The sequence below is a fragment of the Pseudomonas sp. Irchel s3b5 genome (assembly GCF_900187435.1).
Taxonomy (GTDB): Bacteria; Pseudomonadota; Gammaproteobacteria; order Pseudomonadales; family Pseudomonadaceae; genus Aquipseudomonas.
Genome location: NZ_FYDY01000012.1, coordinates 109,511 through 127,595, shown reverse-complemented (window position 1 = coordinate 127,595; position 18,085 = coordinate 109,511). Strand labels below are relative to the sequence as shown.

Annotated in this window: 6 protein-coding genes; 4 read left to right on the top strand and 2 right to left on the bottom strand. The window is 62.3% G+C overall.

All coding sequences use genetic code 11. The features are described 5' to 3' along the window. The first annotated feature begins 10 nt into the window (after positions 1-10). From CKW15_RS15235 to CKW15_RS15220, 4 genes are all read left to right on the top strand, one after another. A complete protein-coding gene (locus tag CKW15_RS15235) occupies positions 11-3,106 on the top strand; it encodes a non-ribosomal peptide synthetase (RefSeq protein ID WP_095152356.1) in 3,096 nt (1,031 codons plus the stop codon). Further along, entirely contained in the window at positions 3,103-14,907 is an 11,805-nt protein-coding gene (locus tag CKW15_RS15230; RefSeq protein WP_095059065.1) for an amino acid adenylation domain-containing protein, read from the top strand. The genes CKW15_RS15235 and CKW15_RS15230 overlap by 4 nt, the downstream gene beginning before the upstream one ends. Positions 14,908-15,169: 262 nt before the next feature. Then, a complete protein-coding gene (locus CKW15_RS15225; RefSeq protein WP_095059066.1) occupies positions 15,170-16,132 on the top strand; it encodes an alpha/beta hydrolase in 963 nt (320 codons plus the stop codon). 240 nt (positions 16,133-16,372) lie between these two features. Next, positions 16,373-16,591: a DUF4287 domain-containing protein gene (locus CKW15_RS15220; RefSeq protein WP_095059067.1), complete on the top strand. Its 219-nt coding sequence runs from the start codon at positions 16,373-16,375 to the stop codon at positions 16,589-16,591. Between the two features lie 67 nt (positions 16,592-16,658). Here the strand turns inward: CKW15_RS15220 and CKW15_RS15215 are convergent, their stop codons facing one another. Further along, positions 16,659-16,958, bottom strand: coding sequence for a hypothetical protein (locus tag CKW15_RS15215; RefSeq protein WP_095059068.1), 300 nt, complete (start codon positions 16,956-16,958; stop codon positions 16,659-16,661). A 118-nt stretch (positions 16,959-17,076) separates the two neighbouring features. After that, positions 17,077-17,820, bottom strand: coding sequence for a tRNA (adenine(22)-N(1))-methyltransferase TrmK (locus CKW15_RS15210; RefSeq protein WP_095059069.1), 744 nt, complete (start codon positions 17,818-17,820; stop codon positions 17,077-17,079). Between the last annotated feature and the right edge of the window lie 265 nt (positions 17,821-18,085).

Genomic DNA, 18,085 nt, shown 5'->3' with positions numbered 1-18,085 from the left:
GACACCCGACATGAACACCACTGCCCTCGAACCTTCGGTAGACGTATTCCAGACTTCGGCCCAACAGGCGTTCTATCTGCGCGCCCAGGAACTGGCTGGACAAACCCTGTTTGCCGCCCTGACGCTGCCGCTGGCCCAACCGGTGACCGCGCAAGTTTTGCGCGCAGCGCTTGAAACGCTGGGCCAGCGCCACGAAACCCTGCGCACGGTTTATCGCCGCTTGCCGGGGATGAAATGGCCGGTGCAAAGCCTGTGCGATCAACTGCCGCTCACGTTGCTGGACCGCCAGCCTTGCGTGGCTGACGCCTTCGAGCGCAGTCGTGAAGCCATGCTCAACGATCCGATCCGGGTGCTGGCGGTGGCGCCGGTCGAGACCGCTGACGGACAGCATTGGGTCACGGTGCTGACGCTGGCGAGCAGCTTCGATGAAGCCTCGTTGCGCGTGCTTTCAAGCGAACTCGCCAGTCTGTTGCGCGGCGAAACGCTGCCCGTCGACGAAGAAGCACTGCAATACCTTGACTACACCGCGTGGCAGCAAGAACTGCGCGACGAAGACCTCGGCCATCAAGGCGCGGCGTTCTGGCGCAACCTGCAACAAAAGTTCGTCGTGGCGCACCGCTTGCCCTTCGAAAAAGCGGTCGACGTTGCGCGGGTGCGTCGTCAGGCCATGCTCGCTGACAGCCAATGGTTTGGCGACGTGCAGCGGACAGCCGCTGACTTCGGTGTCGAGGCCGAACAGGTGGTGTTGCTGCTGTGGAGTGCCTTTGTTGCGCGCATCGGCAATCAGGACAAGTTGTTGATCGGCTGGCAAGTAGAGGGGCGCAACGAGCAAACAACTGCGACCCTCGGACGCTTCGCCCGTCGCTTGCCGGTGGCCTTCGATTACCGCAGCCATCAAACATTGGCACAAGCGCTGGCATCGTTTACCGCCAACCTTGAGCAATCGCTGTCGTGGCTCGACTGCCTCAACGAGTTCGAGTTGAGCGCCGAAGGCACCGCGCCGCTGCGTTATGGTTTCGTCTATGAAACCGGTGTCGAACCCGCTATCGAGGTCGACGATGCCAACCCCGAAGTCCTGCGCCTGCGGGTTCAGGGTGAGCGGTTGCAGCTGTCGTGTCCGGAGGGCACAGTCCCGGAATCGATGCTGAGCGAATGGCTGGCCCAGTTTGCCGAGTTCAGCCGCCAGTTGCTCGCAGTGCCCGAGCTGACGCTGGCTCAGGCAGGTCTGGTCAATGAGGCGCAACTGAACCGATTGATCGAGAGCTTCAACCCGAACGCCACCGAGCAGGTGTTGCCGTGCCGCTTCCTGCAAGAACTGTTCAGCGAACAGGCGCGGCTGCACCCGCAGCGCATCGCGGTGAGCGTCAACGGTGAGCGCCTGAGCTACGCCGAACTCGATGCACGCTCCAACCAGGTGGCCAATACCTTGCGCGGTCAAGGCGTCAAACCGGATCAGATCGTGGCGGTTTACGGCCAGCGTTCGCTGGAAATCGTCATCGCGCTGTTGGGCACGCTGAAGGCGGGCGCGGCGTATTTGCCGCTGGACCCGAACTACCCGATTGAACGTCTGGCGTTCATGCTCGCCGACACAGGGGCGCGTCAGGTATTGGCCTGTCAGCCGTTGCCAGAAGCGTTGCTCAGTGAACACGTTGTTTCCCTGATGCCGGGTGCCGAAGTCTGGTCCGCGTCGCCGACTCAACCTGAACCCCAGGGCGACAGCGCGAACCTGGCCTACGTCATCTACACCTCCGGCTCCACCGGCAAGCCCAAGGGCGTGATGATCAGCCATGCCAACGCCGTGGCTTCGACCCTGGCGCGCAGTGCCTTCTATCGTCAGCCGTTGCGTTCGTTCCTGATGCTCTCGTCGTTCTCCTTCGACAGCTCGGTGGCCGGGGTTTTCTGGGCGTTGGGGCAGGGTGCGACCCTGTGCCTGTCGGACGAAGACAGCTACAAGGATCCGGCGCAACTGGCGGCGTTGATCCAGCGGGAAGAAGTTTCCCACTACCTGACCTTGCCGTCCTATCACGCGCAGATTCTCGAACACCTCGACCGTCAGGCGCTGGCCTGCGTGATTGTCGCTGGCGAAGCGTGCAGTAACGCGCTGGTGCAACGACATCGCGAGGCATTGCCGGGGGTGGCGCTGGTCAACGAATACGGCCCGACCGAAGGCACCGTGTGGTGTTCGGCCTGGGAGCTACCGCTCGGCGAAGACGACAGTATTCCGATTGGTCAACCGATTGCCGGCATGCGCATCCACGTGCTGGGGCCGGACCTGCAACCGGTGGCCGTGGGCGTTGAGGGCGAGTTGTATGTCGGTGGTGCCGGCATTGCCCGGGGTTATCTGCAACGGGCCACGCTGAGTGCTGAGCGCTTTGTGCCCGACCTGTTCGCGAAAACGGCGGGCCAACGCTTGTACCGCACCGGTGACCTGGCGCGTTATCGCGCCGATGGCGTGCTGGAGTATCTGGGCCGGGTCGACCATCAAGTGAAAATCCGTGGTTTTCGCATCGAGCTGGGCGAGATCGAAGCGGCCATGCGCAACGCTCCGGGCATCGAAGACGCCGCGGTGATTGCCCGCGAAACCCCGACCGGTCCGCAACTGCTGGGCTTCGTGGTGTCCCCGACTGACACCGCCGACATCCGCCTCAACGAGCTGCGCAGCCACCTGGCCGAAGCGCTGCCCGAGCACCTGCAACCGACGCGCTTGCAGGTGCTGGAAGGTTTCCCGCTGATGCCCAACGGCAAACTCGATCGTCAGGCGTTGCTCGATCTGGATGTGCGCCGCAGCGCCTTCGTCGCCCCGCGCAACGATCTGGAAAAAGCGCTGGCGGCGATCTGGGCCGAAGCGCTGCACGTCGAGCGCGTTGGCGTGCACGACAACTTTTTCGAACTCGGCGGGCACTCGCTGTTGGCCACGCGCATTCGTGCGCGGATTCAGGAACAACTGAACCTGGCGATCCCGCTCAAGCTGTTCTTCGAAGGCGACACCCTGGAGCGTCTGGCGGCGCAGATCGAGCAGTTCCGTCAGCACAGTGAACATAAAGAAAACGATGTAGACGCTCTCGAAGCGTTGTTCGACGAAGTGGATGAGGAACACGCGCGATGAGTGCTGCACCGGACAGAATGATGACCCTGGCCCAGCGTTTCTGCGGCTTGAGCGTGGACGCCCGGCGTGCGTTGCAACAAAAGATGCACGCCCAGGGACTGACCCTGGAACGGCTGCCGATTCCGCCAAGGGATCCCAGCGTCGACACCCTGCCGGCGTCCTACGCGCAGCAGCGCTTGTGGTTCCTCTGGCAGATGCAGCCCCAGGCCACCGCCTACAACCTGACCGGTGCCTTTCGCCTGAATGGCGCGCTGAATCATGAGGCACTGGCGCAAACCTTGAGCGCGCTGGTGCAGCGTCATGAAGTGCTGCGCACCACGTTTGTCTTCGACGACCAGCAGGTGCTGCAAAAAATCCACCCGCACATGGACGCGCCGCTGGTCGACGTCAGCGCGGGCGACGAGGCCGAGCTGCAACGGCAAATCGCCCTGAATGCCGAGCAGCCGTTCGACTTGCAGAATGGCCCGCTGATGCGTTGCCGGTTGATCCGCCTCGACGCCGAGCAACACGTGTTGGTCATGACTTTTCATCACATCGTCACCGACGGCGGTTCGCTGCCGATCCTGTTGCAGGAGTTCACCCGACTTTATGCGCAACTGAGTGCCGGGCAGCCTGCGCAGCTGCCGGAGCTGGGCATCCAGTACGCCGATTTCGCCCGCTGGCAACGGCTATGGCTGGAGGCCGGTGAAGCTGAGCGTCAACTTGATTACTGGCACCAACAGTTGGGTAACGAACACCCGCCACTGAACCTGCCGACTGACCGTCGACGTCCGGCGTTCCCTAGCCAGCAGGGCGCCAGCGTCGAACTGAAGGTTTCAGCCGCATTGACTGCGCAGTTGCGCGAACTCGCCCGCCGCGAAGGTTGCACCCTGTTCATGCTGTTGATGGCGGCGTTGCAGACGTTGTTGCATCGCTACAGCGGCGAGCAGGACATCCGCGTCGGCGTGCCGATTGCCAACCGCACCCGCCAGGACGTGGAAAACCTGCTGGGCTTTTTCGTCAACACCCAGGTGCTGCGCAGCCAGCCCCAGGCGGACAAGCCGTTTGTGCAGTTGCTGGCTGAAATCAAAGCCGCAGCACTTGGCGCGCAAGCCCATCAGGATTTGCCTTTCGAACAACTGGTCGATGGCCTCGGTGTGGAACGCAGCCTGAGCCACACGCCGTTGTTCCAAGTGATGTTCAATCACCAGCGCGACAGCGCTGATCCACAGCGTTGGGACTTGCCGGGCTTGAGCGTCGAGCCGCTGATCTGGGATGAAAAAACCACCAAGTTCGACCTGATGCTCGACACCGTCGAGGGCGATGAGGCTATCCACGCGTCGTTCGTCTACGCCACCGAATTGTTCGATGCTTCGACCATCGAGCGTCTGGGCCGGCATTGGTTGAACCTGTTGCAGGCGATCTGCGCGGATAGCCGCGTGGCCCTGGCCGATTTGCCGATGCTCGACGAGTCCGAGCAGCACGCGACCTTGCTCGACTGGAATCGCAGCGCGGTATTGAACAGCGATCCGGCGAACGCTCTGTGCGCCCATCAATTGATCGAGGCGCAAGCTGCCGCGCATCCGCACAACATCGCCGTGACCGGCGAGGGCGCCACCCTCACTTACGCCGAGCTGAACAGCCGCGCCAACCGCATCGCCCATCGCCTGCGCGAACGCGGCGTGGGCCCGGACGTAATGGTCGGGATCGCCCTTGAGCGTTCGCTGGAAATGGTCGTCAGCCTGGTTGCGATCCTCAAGGCCGGTGGCGCCTATGTGCCGCTGGATCCGCAATACCCGCAGGATCGCCTGGCCTACATGCTCGCCGACAGCGGCACGCGCCTGTTGCTGACCGATTCCGCATTGCTGCCGCGCCTGCCGTTGAACGACAGCATTGAAGTGATCTGCCTCGATCACGCCAGCGACTGGCTGCTTGAGGCCAGTGCCGACAACCTGCCGAACCTGACAGCGCCGCAGAACCTGGCCTACGTCATCTACACCTCGGGTTCCACCGGCAAACCCAAAGGCACGCTGTTGCCCCACAGCAACCTGACGCGTCTGTTCAGTGCCACCGAACATTGGTTCGGTTTCAACGCCGACGATGTCTGGAGCCTGTTCCATTCCTATGCCTTCGACTTTTCCGTGTGGGAAATCTTTGGTGCGCTGTTCCACGGCAGCAAACTGGTGGTGGTGCCCCACGCGGTCAGTCGTTCGCCAGAAGACTTCGCGAACTTGCTCCGTGATGAGCGTGTAACGGTGCTCAACCAGACGCCGTCGGCGTTCCGCCAGTTGATGCCGTTCGCTTGTGCCGACGCGAAAAACATGGCCCTGCGTTACGTGGTGTTCGGCGGCGAGGCGCTGGACGTGGCCAGCCTGCGTCCGTGGTACGACGCGTTCGATGACCGGCAACCGTTGCTGATCAACATGTACGGCATCACCGAAACCACGGTGCACGTGACCTACCGACCGCTGTCCCGCGCCGATCTCGACGGCGCCAACGGTTCGCCGCTGGGCGAGCCGATCGGCGACCTGCGCTGGTACGTGCTCGACCCGCGCCTGAACCTGGTGGCCAAAGGCTGCGTGGGTGAACTGTACGTCGGCGGTGCCGGCCTCGCTCGCGGCTATCACCAGCGCGCTGACCTGACGGCTACGCGGTTTGTCCCGGATCTGTTTGCCGATGAGGCCGGAGGGCGCCTGTATCGCACCGGCGACCTGGCCCGCTATTGCACCGATGGCAGCATCGAATACTCGGGGCGCATCGACCATCAAGTGAAGATTCGCGGTTTCCGCATTGAACTGGGGGAAATTCAGGATCGCCTGCAAAGCCATCCGGCCATCGAGCAGGCGCTGGTGCTGGCGCCCGAGGTCAATGGCAGCGTGCAACTGGTGGCGTGGTTCACCGCGAACGGCGACGACGGCGATATGCGCCAGTCCCTGCGCGAGCATTTGCAGGCCGGTTTGCCGGATTACATGGTGCCGGCGCACTTGATCAAGCTCGACCAATGGCCGCTGACCGGAAACGGCAAGCTTGATCGCAATGCCTTGCCCAAGCCTGATGCCGCGCTGGCGCAACAGGCCTACACGGCACCGTTGGATGAGATGCAGGCTGCGTTGGCAGCGATCTGGCAAGACGTGCTCAAGCTCGAACGCGTGGGCATCGACGATAACTTTTTCGAGCTGGGCGGCGACTCGATCATCTCGATCCAGGTGGTCAGCCGAGCGCGGCAGGTCGGGATTCGCATCACCCCGCGGGACCTGTTCCAGCACCAAACCGTGCAGAGCCTGGCGAAGGTCGCCGAGCGCAGTGCAGGGTTGTTGATCGATCAGGGGGCGGTGCGTGGTGAGGTGTTGCTGACGCCGATCCAGCATTGGTTTTTCGAGCAGGACATCGAGGCGCGGCATCACTGGAACCAGTCGCTGCTGCTGGAACTGCGCGAGCCGCTGGACAGCGCCAGTCTGCAACAGGCCTTGGCCGCATTGGTGGAGCATCACGATGCATTGCGTCTGCGCTTGTGTGAGGTCAATGGCGTCTGGCAACAGGCCCAGGCCGAACAGTGGAGCAGCGCCGAGGTACTGTGGCAGCGACAGGCTGCCAACGCCGATGAACTGCTGGAACTGTGCAACGCCGCGCAAGCCAGTCTGAATTTGCAGGACGGCCCGCTGTTGCGTGCGTTGCTGGTGGACATGGGCGCGGCGGGCCAGCGATTGCTGCTGGTGGTGCATCACCTGGCGGTGGACGGCGTGTCCTGGCGTTTGCTGCTGGAAGATTTGCAAACCGCGTATCAACAAGCGCAGCAGGCTCAACCGCTGCGTCTGCCCGCGAAAACCAGCGCTTATCAAGCCTGGGCTGCTCGCCTGCAATCCCATGCGCAAAGCACTGAGCTGACCCGCCAGGCCGCTTATTGGCAGGACCAGTTCCGCGACGTGCAGGTCGAGTTACCTGCCGACAATCCGCAAGGCAGCCTCGCCAGCCACCATGCCGTGAGTGTGGAAACGCTGCTCGACAGCACCTTCACTCGCCAACTGTTGCAGGACGCTCCGGCGGCTTATCGGACTCAGGTCAACGACCTGCTGCTGACGGCGCTGGCGCGGGTGCTGGGCCAATGGACCGGCCAGCCGTCGACGCTGGTGAAGCTCGAAGGCCATGGCCGCGAAGATCTGTTCGACGACATCGACCTGACCCGGACGCTGGGCTGGTTCACCTCTATCTTCCCGGTAAAACTGACCCCGGCCAGCGATCTGGCCGGCAGCATCAAAGCGGTCAAGGAACAACTGCGCGCCGTGCCGGACAAGGGCATTGGTTTCGGTATCCTGCGCTATCTGGCCGACGCCGGGCTTGAGGATCTGCCGTCGCCTCAGGTCACCTTCAACTACATGGGCCAGTTCGACGCCAGCTTCGACGAGCACGCGCCGTGGCGCCCGGCCAAGGAAAGCGGTGGCGCCGAGCAGGGTGAATCGGCCGCAATGGACCGGGGCCTGAGCATCAACGGTCAGGTCTATGCCGGGCAATTGCGCCTGAGCTGGACCTTCAGCGGTGACGTGTTCAACCCGCAAACCGTGCAGCGCCTGGCCGATGCCTACGCCATGGAATTGCAGCGGTTGATTGAACACTGCCTCAGCGGTGCCGGTGGTTTGACCCCGAGCGATGTACCGCTGGTGCGCGTCGATCAGGTGCAGCTTGATGCTTTGCCTTTGGCCGCAAACCGGATCGAAGACATCCTGCCCCTGTCGCCGATGCAGCAAGGCATGCTGTTCCACAGCCTGTTCGCTCCAGATGCCGGTGCCTACGTGCCGCAGATGCGCGTGGATGTGCAAGGCCTCGACGTCGAAGCCTTCCGTGATGCCTGGCAACAGACGCTCAATCGCCATAACGTTTTGCGCGCCGCGTTCTTCAGCGAAAGCAATGGCTCGCGGCCGCTGCAAGTGATTCTCGCCGACGCCACGCTGCCGCTGACCGTGTTCGATTGGCGCGATCAGGCCGACGTTACTGACGCGCTGGATCGTCTGGCCGAGGACGACCGATTGCGCGGTTTTGACCTGATGGCGGCGCCATTGCTGCGCCTGACGCTGGTGCAAACTGCCCGCGATACGCACCACCTGATTTTCACCAACCACCACATCCTGCTGGATGGCTGGAGCACTTCGCAGTTGTTCGGCGAAGTGCTGCAACGGTATTCCGGAACCATGCCCGCGCCGGGTGTTGGCCGGTATCGCGATTACATGACTTGGCTGGACACCCGTGATCGCGCCGCTTGCGAAGCATTCTGGCTGGAGCAGTTGCAGACGTTCGCCGAGCCGACCCGTTTGGCCGGTGCCCTGCCGGGGCCGGTTGCGGGGCAGGGCGGTGGTCATCGCACTCTGCACCTGAGCCTGGATCGTACAGCCACCGAACGCCTAAGCGGGTTCGCCCGTCATGCGCGCGTCACGCCCAACACCGTGCTGCAAGCGGCGTGGCTGTTGCTGTTGCAGCGCTACACCGGTCAACAAACCGTCGCGTTCGGCGCCACGGTGTCGGGGCGTCCGAGCGAGTTGCAGGGGATCGAGCAGCAGATTGGCCTTTTCATCAACACCCTGCCAGTGATCGCCACGCCGCACCCCGAGCGCACGGTCAGCCAATGGATCGATGAAATCCAGGCCCTCAACCTCAAGTTGCGCGACGTCGAGTACACACCGCTGGCGGATGTGCAGCGCTGGGCCGGTCACTCTGGCGAGGCGTTGTTCGACACGTTGCTGGTGTTCGAAAACTATCCGGTTGCCCAAGCGCTGGAGGAAGGGAATTCCAGTGCATTGAAGTTCTCCGGCATCAGCAATCACGATCAAACCAGTTTTCCGCTGGCGATTGCCGCCGAGCTGGGCGAATGCCTGGACCTGCGTTTCAACTACGACACGGCGCTGTTCAGCGCCGAGGCCATCGAAGGCTTGAGCACACGTCTGCGCGCGTTGCTCGATACCATGGTGAGTGCGCCGCAGCAGCCATTGGGGCGTTTGAGCCTGCTCGATGCCGCACAAACGACGCAGCAGGTGGAAGGCTTCAACCGCACCGCGCAGACTTGGTCGGATATGCGTCCGGTCAACCAGTGTTTCGAAGATCAAGTGCTGAAGACCCCGGACGCACCGGCCCTGGTGTTTGCCGGCCAATCCCTCAGCTATCGCGAACTCAACCAACAGGCCAACCGACTGGCACACTACCTGCGCAGCCAGGGCGTCGGCGCCGAAGTGCTGGTGGGCATCGCTGCCGAGCGTTCGCTGGAGCTGGTGATCGGCCTGCTGGCGATCATGAAGGCCGGTGGCGCCTATGTGCCGCTGGACCCGGATTACCCGCGTGAACGCCTGCAACACATGTTCGAAGACAGCGGCGTGCACTTGCTGCTGACCCAGCGTCATCTGTTGGAGCGGTTGCCGATTCCAGCCGCCACCACGGCGATCTGCCTGGACGATATGGCGCCGTTGCTCGAAGGCCTGAGCGAAGAAAACCTGCCCTGCGTGGTCGAGCTGCAATCGCTGGCCTACATGATCTACACCTCCGGCTCCACGGGCAAACCCAAGGGCGCGGCCAACCGTCACGATGCCTTGTACAACCGTCTGGCATGGATGCAGGGCGCGTACCCGCTGGACGGGCGCGACACCGTGTTGCAGAAAACCCCGTTCAGTTTCGACGTGTCGGTCTGGGAGTTCTTCTGGCCGCTGATGGTCGGCGCACGCCTGGCCGTGGCCGAGCCGGGCGCCCATCGCGATCCGGCGCAATTGGTCAGCCTGATTGAGCAGTATCAGGTCAGCACTCTGCATTTCGTGCCGTCGATGTTGCAGGCCTTCGTCCAGGGCGAAGGCTTCGAGCGATGCGCCAGCCTGCGGCAGATCATGTGCAGTGGCGAAGCGCTGTCGGTGGATTTGCAGCACAGCCTGTTCGGCGTGTTGCCGCATGTCGGTTTGTACAACCTGTACGGTCCGACCGAAGCGGCCATCGACGTGACCCACTGGACCTGTGTCGATGACGGCGGCTTCAGCGTGCCGATCGGTTATCCGATTGCCAACCTGGTGACCTACATCCTCGACGACAGCCTGCAACCGCAAGTGGCGGGCTGCGTCGGCGAGTTGTACCTGGGCGGCATCGGCCTGGCCCGTGGTTATCACAACCGCCCGGACCTGACCGCCGAGCGCTTTGTCGCCAGCCCCTTCGGTGCGCAGGGCGAGCGCCTGTACCGCACCGGCGACCTGGCGCGTTACCGCGAAGACGGCGTGATCGAATACGTCGGTCGCATCGACCATCAGGTGAAAATCCGTGGTTTACGCATCGAACTGGGAGAAATCGAAGCCTGCCTATTGGAGCATCCACAGGTGCGCGAGGCCGTGGTGATCGCCCTCGATGTCGGCAAATCCAAACAGCTGGTGGCCTACGTCGTGGGTGATGCCGCCATCGATCCACTCAAGCAACACCTGCGCAACGCGCTGCCCGAGCACATGCAGCCGAGCCACGTACTGTTGCTCGATCAATTGCCGGTGACGCCCAACGGCAAACTCGACCGCCGGGCATTGCCGCAGCCGGACCAGCAAGTGCGCGAATACGTTGCGCCGCGCAATGCCGTGGAAACAACGCTGCAAGCGGTTTGGCAGGCATTGTTCGAAGTGCCGCAGATTGGCATGCAGGACAACTTCTTCGAACTGGGCGGCGATTCCATCGTCTCGATCCAGGCGGTCAGCCGTGCACGCAAAGCCGGGTTGAGCATTTCCCCCAAGGACGTGTTCAGCCATCCGACCATCGCCGAACTGGCGACGGTCGCCCAACCGCTCGCGGCGGCTCAACCCGTGCCGACACGGGTTGAGCCGGCAGCGGAAATCGAACTGAGTACCGCGCAATATCAGGCGCTGGAACTGACGGCGGACGAAGTCGAGGACGTCTATCCGCTGTCGCCGATGCAACAGGGCATGCTGTTCCATTCGGTGCAGGACGGCGATTCGGGGCTGTACGTCAACCAGATCGAAGTGGGCGTGCGCGGCGTCGATGGTGCACGTTTGCGCGAGGCGTGGGCCGACGCAGCCCGACGTCACGCGATCCTGCGCACCGCATTCCTGTGGGAGGGCGACAAGGAGCCGCTGCAAGTGGTGTTGCGCCACGCGTCTTCGTTGCTGACCGAACTGGACTGGCGCGGGCTGGATGAGCAGCCTGAGCGCGTGCGCCAATTGGCTTTCGAGGAGCGTGAGCGTGGCTTCTCGCTGAACCGTGCGCCGTTGCTGCGCCTGTTGCTGGTGCGTCTGGAGGACGACCGCTTTCGCCTGATCTGGACTTACCACCACATCCTCATGGACGGCTGGAGCGTGTCGCGCCTGATCGGTGAGGTGTTGCGTCATTACAGCGGTGAGGAGCACGAACCGGTTGCGGCCTATCGCGACTACATCGACTGGCTCGGCCAGCAAGTCGCCGAGGCCAGCGAAGCGTTCTGGAAAGACAAACTCAACAATCTCGAAGGCGCCACGCACCTGGCCCGCGCCTTGCCGGTCAAGGCGCCGCAAGCGGGTTATCACGCGATCTACACGCACCTGAGTGCCGAGCGGTCCGCACGTTTGCAAGCGTTTGCCCAGCAACAGCAGGTGACCCTCAATACCCTTGTGCAAGCCGCGTGGTTGCTGCTGTTGCAGCGCTACACCGGTCAGCGCACGGTGACGTTCGGCGCCACGGTGTCCGGTCGCCCGGAAACCCTCACCGGCTCGGAGAACATGCTCGGGCTGTTCATCAACACCTTGCCGGTGGTCAACACGGTGCCGACCGAGGCCCGCGTCGGCGACTGGTTACGGGAAATTCAGGCCTACAACCTCGACATCCGCGACTTTCAGCAAACCCCGCTCGGCGATATCCAGCGCTGGGCCGGGCAGGGCGGACAGTCGTTGTTCGACAGCATCATCGTGTTCGAAAACCAGCCGGTGGACCGCACGCTGCGCGAGTGGAACGGCGACTCCCTGCGTTTCGAGGACGTTTCCGATTTCGGCCTGACCAGCTTCGCCATGGACCTGATGGTCAGCCTCGATGAAGGGCTGCGCATCGAGTACATGCACCAGCGCGATCAGTTCGACCTGACGACCGTCGAAGTCCTGCGCAGTCACATGGAAAGCCTGATGCAGCGCCTGTGCGAGGACGCCGGGCGTGCCGTCGGCGAGCTGGGGTTGCTGATCCTGGACGAAGGGCGGGCGCTGGACGGCGAGCTGCCGGTGGTGGCTGACGGTGATGAAACACCGGTGCACGAGCTGATTCGTCAGCGTGCACGCCGGCAACCGGATCATACGGCGCTGGTCTTGAGCCATGCCGATCGCGATGCCGAGCACTTGAGCTACGCCGAACTGGACCGTCGCTCCGATGCCCTTGCGGTGCATCTGCTGGAACAAAGCGTGCAGGCCGAGGACGTGATCGGCGTGTTCATGGAGCGCTCGCTGGAACTGGTGGTGTCGTTGTTGGCGGTGATGAAGTGCGGCGCTGCGTACGTGCCGCTCGATCCGCAATACCCGCAGGAGCGCCTGCGCTACATGATGGCCGACAGTGACATGCGTCTGCTGCTGACTCAGGAGCGCTTGCGCGATGTTGCGCAGCTCAATCCGGGCACTGTGATGATTGCCGTGGATCGTCTGGATCTCGAAGTCGACGTGGCAACACCGAAACCTGGCGTGCACGCCGAACAACTGGCCTACCTGATCTACACCTCGGGTTCCACGGGCAAACCGAAAAGCGTCGCCGTGGCTCACGGACCGTTGAGCATGCATGTGCAAGCCATCGCCGACCTGTACGAAATGGACCCGGGCAATCGCGAATTGCATTTCATGTCGTTCGCCTTCGACGGTGCCCATGAACGCTGGATCACCGCGCTGATCAGCGGCTCGACCCTGGTGATCCGCGACAACACGTTGTGGACCGCTGAGCAGACCCTGGCGGTGCTGCACCGCCAGCGCATCAGTGTCGCCTGCTTCCCGCCGGCGTACCTGCTGCAACTGGCCGAGCACGCCGAACTGCAGGGTGGCAACCCACCGCCGGTGCGCATCTATTGCTTCGGCGGCGACGCGGTGCCGGACGCCACGTTCGAACGGGTCAAGCACACGCTCAGGCCGCAATACCTGGTCAACGGCTACGGCCCGACGGAAACCGTGGTCACGCCGCTGCTGTGGAAAATCGCTGCCGATGGCCAGTGCCAGGCGATGTATGCGCCGATTGGCCAACGCGTCGGCGCCCGCAGCCTGCATGTGCTGGACATGGACCTCAACCCGTTGCCGGTGGGCATGGTCGGTGAGTTGTACATCGGCGGGCGCGGTGTCGCACGCGGCTATCACCGTCATCCGTGGCAGAGCGCCGAGCGCTTTGTTGCCGATCCGTTCAGCCGTGAAGGCGGGCGCCTGTACCGTACGGGTGATCTGGTGCGCCGTCGCGAGGATGGCGTGTTTGATTACGTCGGGCGCATCGACCATCAGGTCAAGGTGCGCGGTTTTCGCATCGAACTCGGCGAAATCGAAGCGCGGTTGCGCGAGCAGGCCGGAGTCAACGATGCATTGGTGGTAGTGCGGGAAAACGGGCAAGGTCCGCAATTGATCGGCTATGTGGTGGCGGCTGAAGACGATGGCCTCGGCCCGCGTTGCCAGGCGGCATTGCGCGAGAGCCTGCCCGACTACATGGTGCCGACGCAGGTCGTGGTGCTGCCGCGCTTCCCGCTGACGCCCAACGGCAAACTCGACCGCAAGGCATTGCCCGATCCAGCCTTCACGGGCCGCGACTACGTGGCCCCGCGCACGCCGCTGGAATGGGCGTTGGCGGACATCTGGCAACAGGTGTTGGGCATCGAGAAGGTCGGCATCACCGACAACTTCTTCGAACTGGGCGGTGATTCGTTGCGCACCCTTAAAGTGATCTCGAAAGTCCGCGCTCTGAATCTGCCGGACTTCCAGCTGAAACTGCGCGACATGATGGCCAAACCGACGATTGCCGGGTTGTCCGGTGTCGATGAACAACCTGTGCGGCAGTGCCCGCTACCGCTGTTGCTGCTCAATCAGGTGGTGGGCGATCAGCCTGCGCTGTTCTGCCTGCACGCCGGTTTCGGCACGGTGTTCGACTACGAGCCGCTGGCCCGGCGCCTGGAGGGCGAGCGCACAGTTTACGGCGTGCAATGCCGGATGCTGCTCGATCGGCAGTGGCAGGACACGTCGCTGGCGCAAATGGCCGGGGATTACGTCGAAGCCATTCGAGGCAAGCAACCGCAAGGGCCGTACCATTTGCTGGGTTGGTCGCTGGGCGGGGCGTTGGCGTTAATGGTCGCTGATTTGCTTGAACAGCAGGGGCAGCGCGCCGCGTTCGTCGGGCTGGTGGACAGCTTTGTGCCGACGCCAGCCAATGCCGTAGCGAGCCCGGATGAGTGGCGCGTGGATCTGGCCGAATTTCTTGGCGCGACGCTGGGCATTGATACCGATGTGGTTGAACGGGCGTTGCATGCAGAAGCGGAGGGGGATCACGAGGCTGTGGCGCGGATCATTCGTGCAGTCATCGACACGCAAAGCGAGCAGGCCAGCGGGTATGCCTTGCTTGGTGCCGATGAGTTGGCCCAGACGTTCATGGTCAGCATGCGATTGAAGGCGCTGTCGCGGCAGGTCGATGCGTTGCCGATACCGCAAGCCGAGCTGTGCTGTTGGTGGGCCGATGGCAACCCGACGGCGGAGCGCGGGACCCTCGAACGCCAGCAACCGCGGTTGCGCAAGGTGCAAACGGTGACGGCCAGCCACTTCGATATTCTGCAAATGGATGAATGTCTGGAGGCTGTGGTGGCGTTGTTAGGCCGGGAGGTGGTGCCCCAGCTCTGAGCCAATAAATTGTGGTGAGTGGGCTTCCCTGTGGCGAGGGGGCTTGCCCCCGTTGGGCTGCGAAGCGGCCCTAAAACCAGCCACTGCGGTTATTCATGCATACCGCATTGTGCGGATTTGCGGCTGCTGCGCAGCCGAGCGGGAGCAAGCTCCCTCGCCACAGGTTTTCATTCAGCCTGAGGTTATCGAGTTCGCCCTAACGAACAACCCTCACGCTTCGTTTACCACGGTAAGCCTGTTTATTTTTTGGAGACTACCGCCCATGGCACTGCACCCGGACATCGAAGGGTTTCTTGAGCTGGCCGAGTTCGGCCGCCTCAGCGGCAAGAGCCAGCCCATGCATGAGTTGACCCCGGACGAGGCCCGCCAGCAATTCGAACAGACCTCACAGTTGCTCGATACCGCGCCGGTGGGTGAACTGACGGTGACGGCTGTGAGCATCCCTGCACGCGATGGGCATTTGCTCAGTGCACGTCTTTACGCCAAACCGCAGTCGGACAACGAACCGCTCCCGGTGTTGCTGTACTTCCATGGTGGCGGTTACGTGGTGGGCAGTCTCGATTCCCACGACACCTTGTGCCGACGCTTGGCACTAGCGGGGGAGTTTGCCGTGTTGTCGGCAGATTATCGCCTGGCGCCCGAGCACCGTTTTCCCACCGCTTACCACGATGCCGAAGACGTGACGCGCTGGCTGGCGAGCGGCGCGCCGGCGCTGCGGCTCGATGCGCAGCGGGTGGCGCTGGCCGGGGACAGTGTTGGTGGCAGCCTGGTGGCGTCGCTATCGATTGCCATCGCTCAGGACCCGCAGGCCTGGCCGCTTTCGCCACGCCTGCAAGTGTTGTTGTACCCGGTGATCGACGCCGTGAAAAAACGCCCGTCCCTGGAGCGATTCGCCGAAGGCTATCTGCTGGAAGCCACCACGCTGGAGTGGTTCTACCAGCAGTATCAGCGCAGCGAGGCCGACCGCAGCGACTGGCGGTTTTCACCCCTGTTCGCCGAACGCCTGGAACGACTGACGCCCACCGTGCTGTGGCTGGCCGAGTACGACCCATTACTGGATGAAGGTCTGGCCTGGGCCGAAAAACTGCGCGCAGCGGGCCAGCCGTTAGTGCTGGACGTGAAAGCCGGCATGACCCACGACTTTGCACGTATGGGCGAAATGGTCCAGGAAGTGCCGGGAATGCTGGCGCAACTGGCGGCGCAGATCAGCGAAAGCCTGGGTTGATACGGGCAATCCCTGTAGGAGCAAGCTTGCTCGCGATAGCGGCAGCCCATTCAACATCCCTGTGCCTGACACTCCGCCATCGTGAGCAAGCTCGCTCCCAAAAAAGTCCGCTACTTGACCCCGGTCGCGTAAGCATCAGCCTGTGCTTTAATTTGAACACTTCAATACAGCGTTCCACACGCAACTTGCAACGCGACATAACTTGTCGCCTGACTGTTGAGCCGAAAGGGAGTTTGCATCGTGACTGAAGAGATAAAAACCAAAGGCCCCGCCTCGTACTTCCCATCCATTGAAAAGAAGTACGGGCAACCAATAAGCCACTGGCTGAACCTGCTTAAAACAGTAGACGACAAAAAGCATATGGAAAGGGTGGCCTGGCTCAAGGCGGAACACGGTATGGGGCATGGCCACGCTAACGCTTTGGTTGCGTATTACCTGGCCACCGCCAAGAGCGACTGACTTGGGTTTTGTATTGAGCCAACACCGAACAGCGTCGCGTGTTGGCTCACTCAAAATGACGATTCAATCAGTCTCTGCGTTTATCAAGACATTGGCGGCGTAGCACCGTGCTGTTGATGTCCTTGCAATTGACCGAGTAATCGTCATCGTCATAGTCTTTGTTTTTTGCCTTGTCTTTGGCCTTTCCACAATTGCCATTGTCATTGCAATTGCCTTTACCCTTTTGATTGTTGTCGCTGTTGTTTTTCAGACAGTTTCTGACGTCACTGGCACTGCCCGCATCATCACAATCCGAACCGGCATAGGACAGCGATGGCAAGGCCAGGGAGAGCAGGGCGGTACACACAGCGGCCGCTACGATTCGCATAACAAAACTCCTGATTAGAATGCTTTTGCGCAACTATTGCCTTGAGACACTCACGGCTGACTATAGCAGGCCTCGGTATAAACGAATGCGTACGGCTTTATACCTTGCGTAACTCGACTCAAGCCTGTTCGCCGCTCGACGATCTGTCGAACGACCCCTGGGCCGGGCTCAACGCCAGCATTTCGCTGATCCAGCGAGCCTGCCGGGCGATGTCTTGTACCTTTTCCTCGGGCACCTGCCGCGCTCGCTCGAAGTGGCTCAGGGTCCGCTGCTTCTCACGCAGCAAGCGCTGCCACTTGGCCAGGAACACCGGGCTGCGTGCCTGCATCTGAAGCGGGCCGAAGTACAGCTCTCTGGCGGAATACATCACCGGCCCGGCGTGCTCGGCGACGATGACTTCATAGTAGAAACGGTTCTCCCGCAGCACTTCTTCGCTGAGGATGCGGTAGCCATTGTCCATCAGCCATTGGCGCAGAGGCTGTTCGCCGCCGTTGGGTTGCAGGATCAGGCGCTCTTGGCCGCTCAGGCACGCCTTGCCGCTGTCGAGAATGTCGCGGATGGTTTCGCCGCCCATGCCGCAAATGCTGATCGCGCTAATCCCGTCTGCCGGCTCGATCGCCGCCAGGCCGTTGGCCAGGCGCACGGTGATATTCAGTTCCTGGCCGCTCTCGCGCACCCTGCGTTGTGCTGCACCAAACGGTGTCAATGCGACCTCGCCGGCCACCGCCATCGCAATGGCGCCACGGCGCATCAATGCCACCGGCAAGTAGCCGTGATCCGAGCCGATATCGGCCAGGCGTGCACCCGCCGGCACATGTGCCGCCACGCGCTCCAGGCGCATGGACAATGTCTGTTCGTTCAACTGCAGCCTCTTACTCGCCCGGGTAAACGTTGCCGTTCATGCGTGAACAAACAATCCGGGGCAATTCTTTAAATAGGGATGAGTGCCATCTGGCGTGAGAGCCTCGCGACAGAAAGCAATCGGCCGGAAGGGTACATGGAAAAAGGGCCTGCACCTACGCTTGGTCTGGGTCATAACGCCGAACGGCGACTCACCCGGTTCTGATGTGCTGATTTTTCAGCTTTTTCGTCGCCCGCATTGAAAATCAACTAACGTTCATGACGGT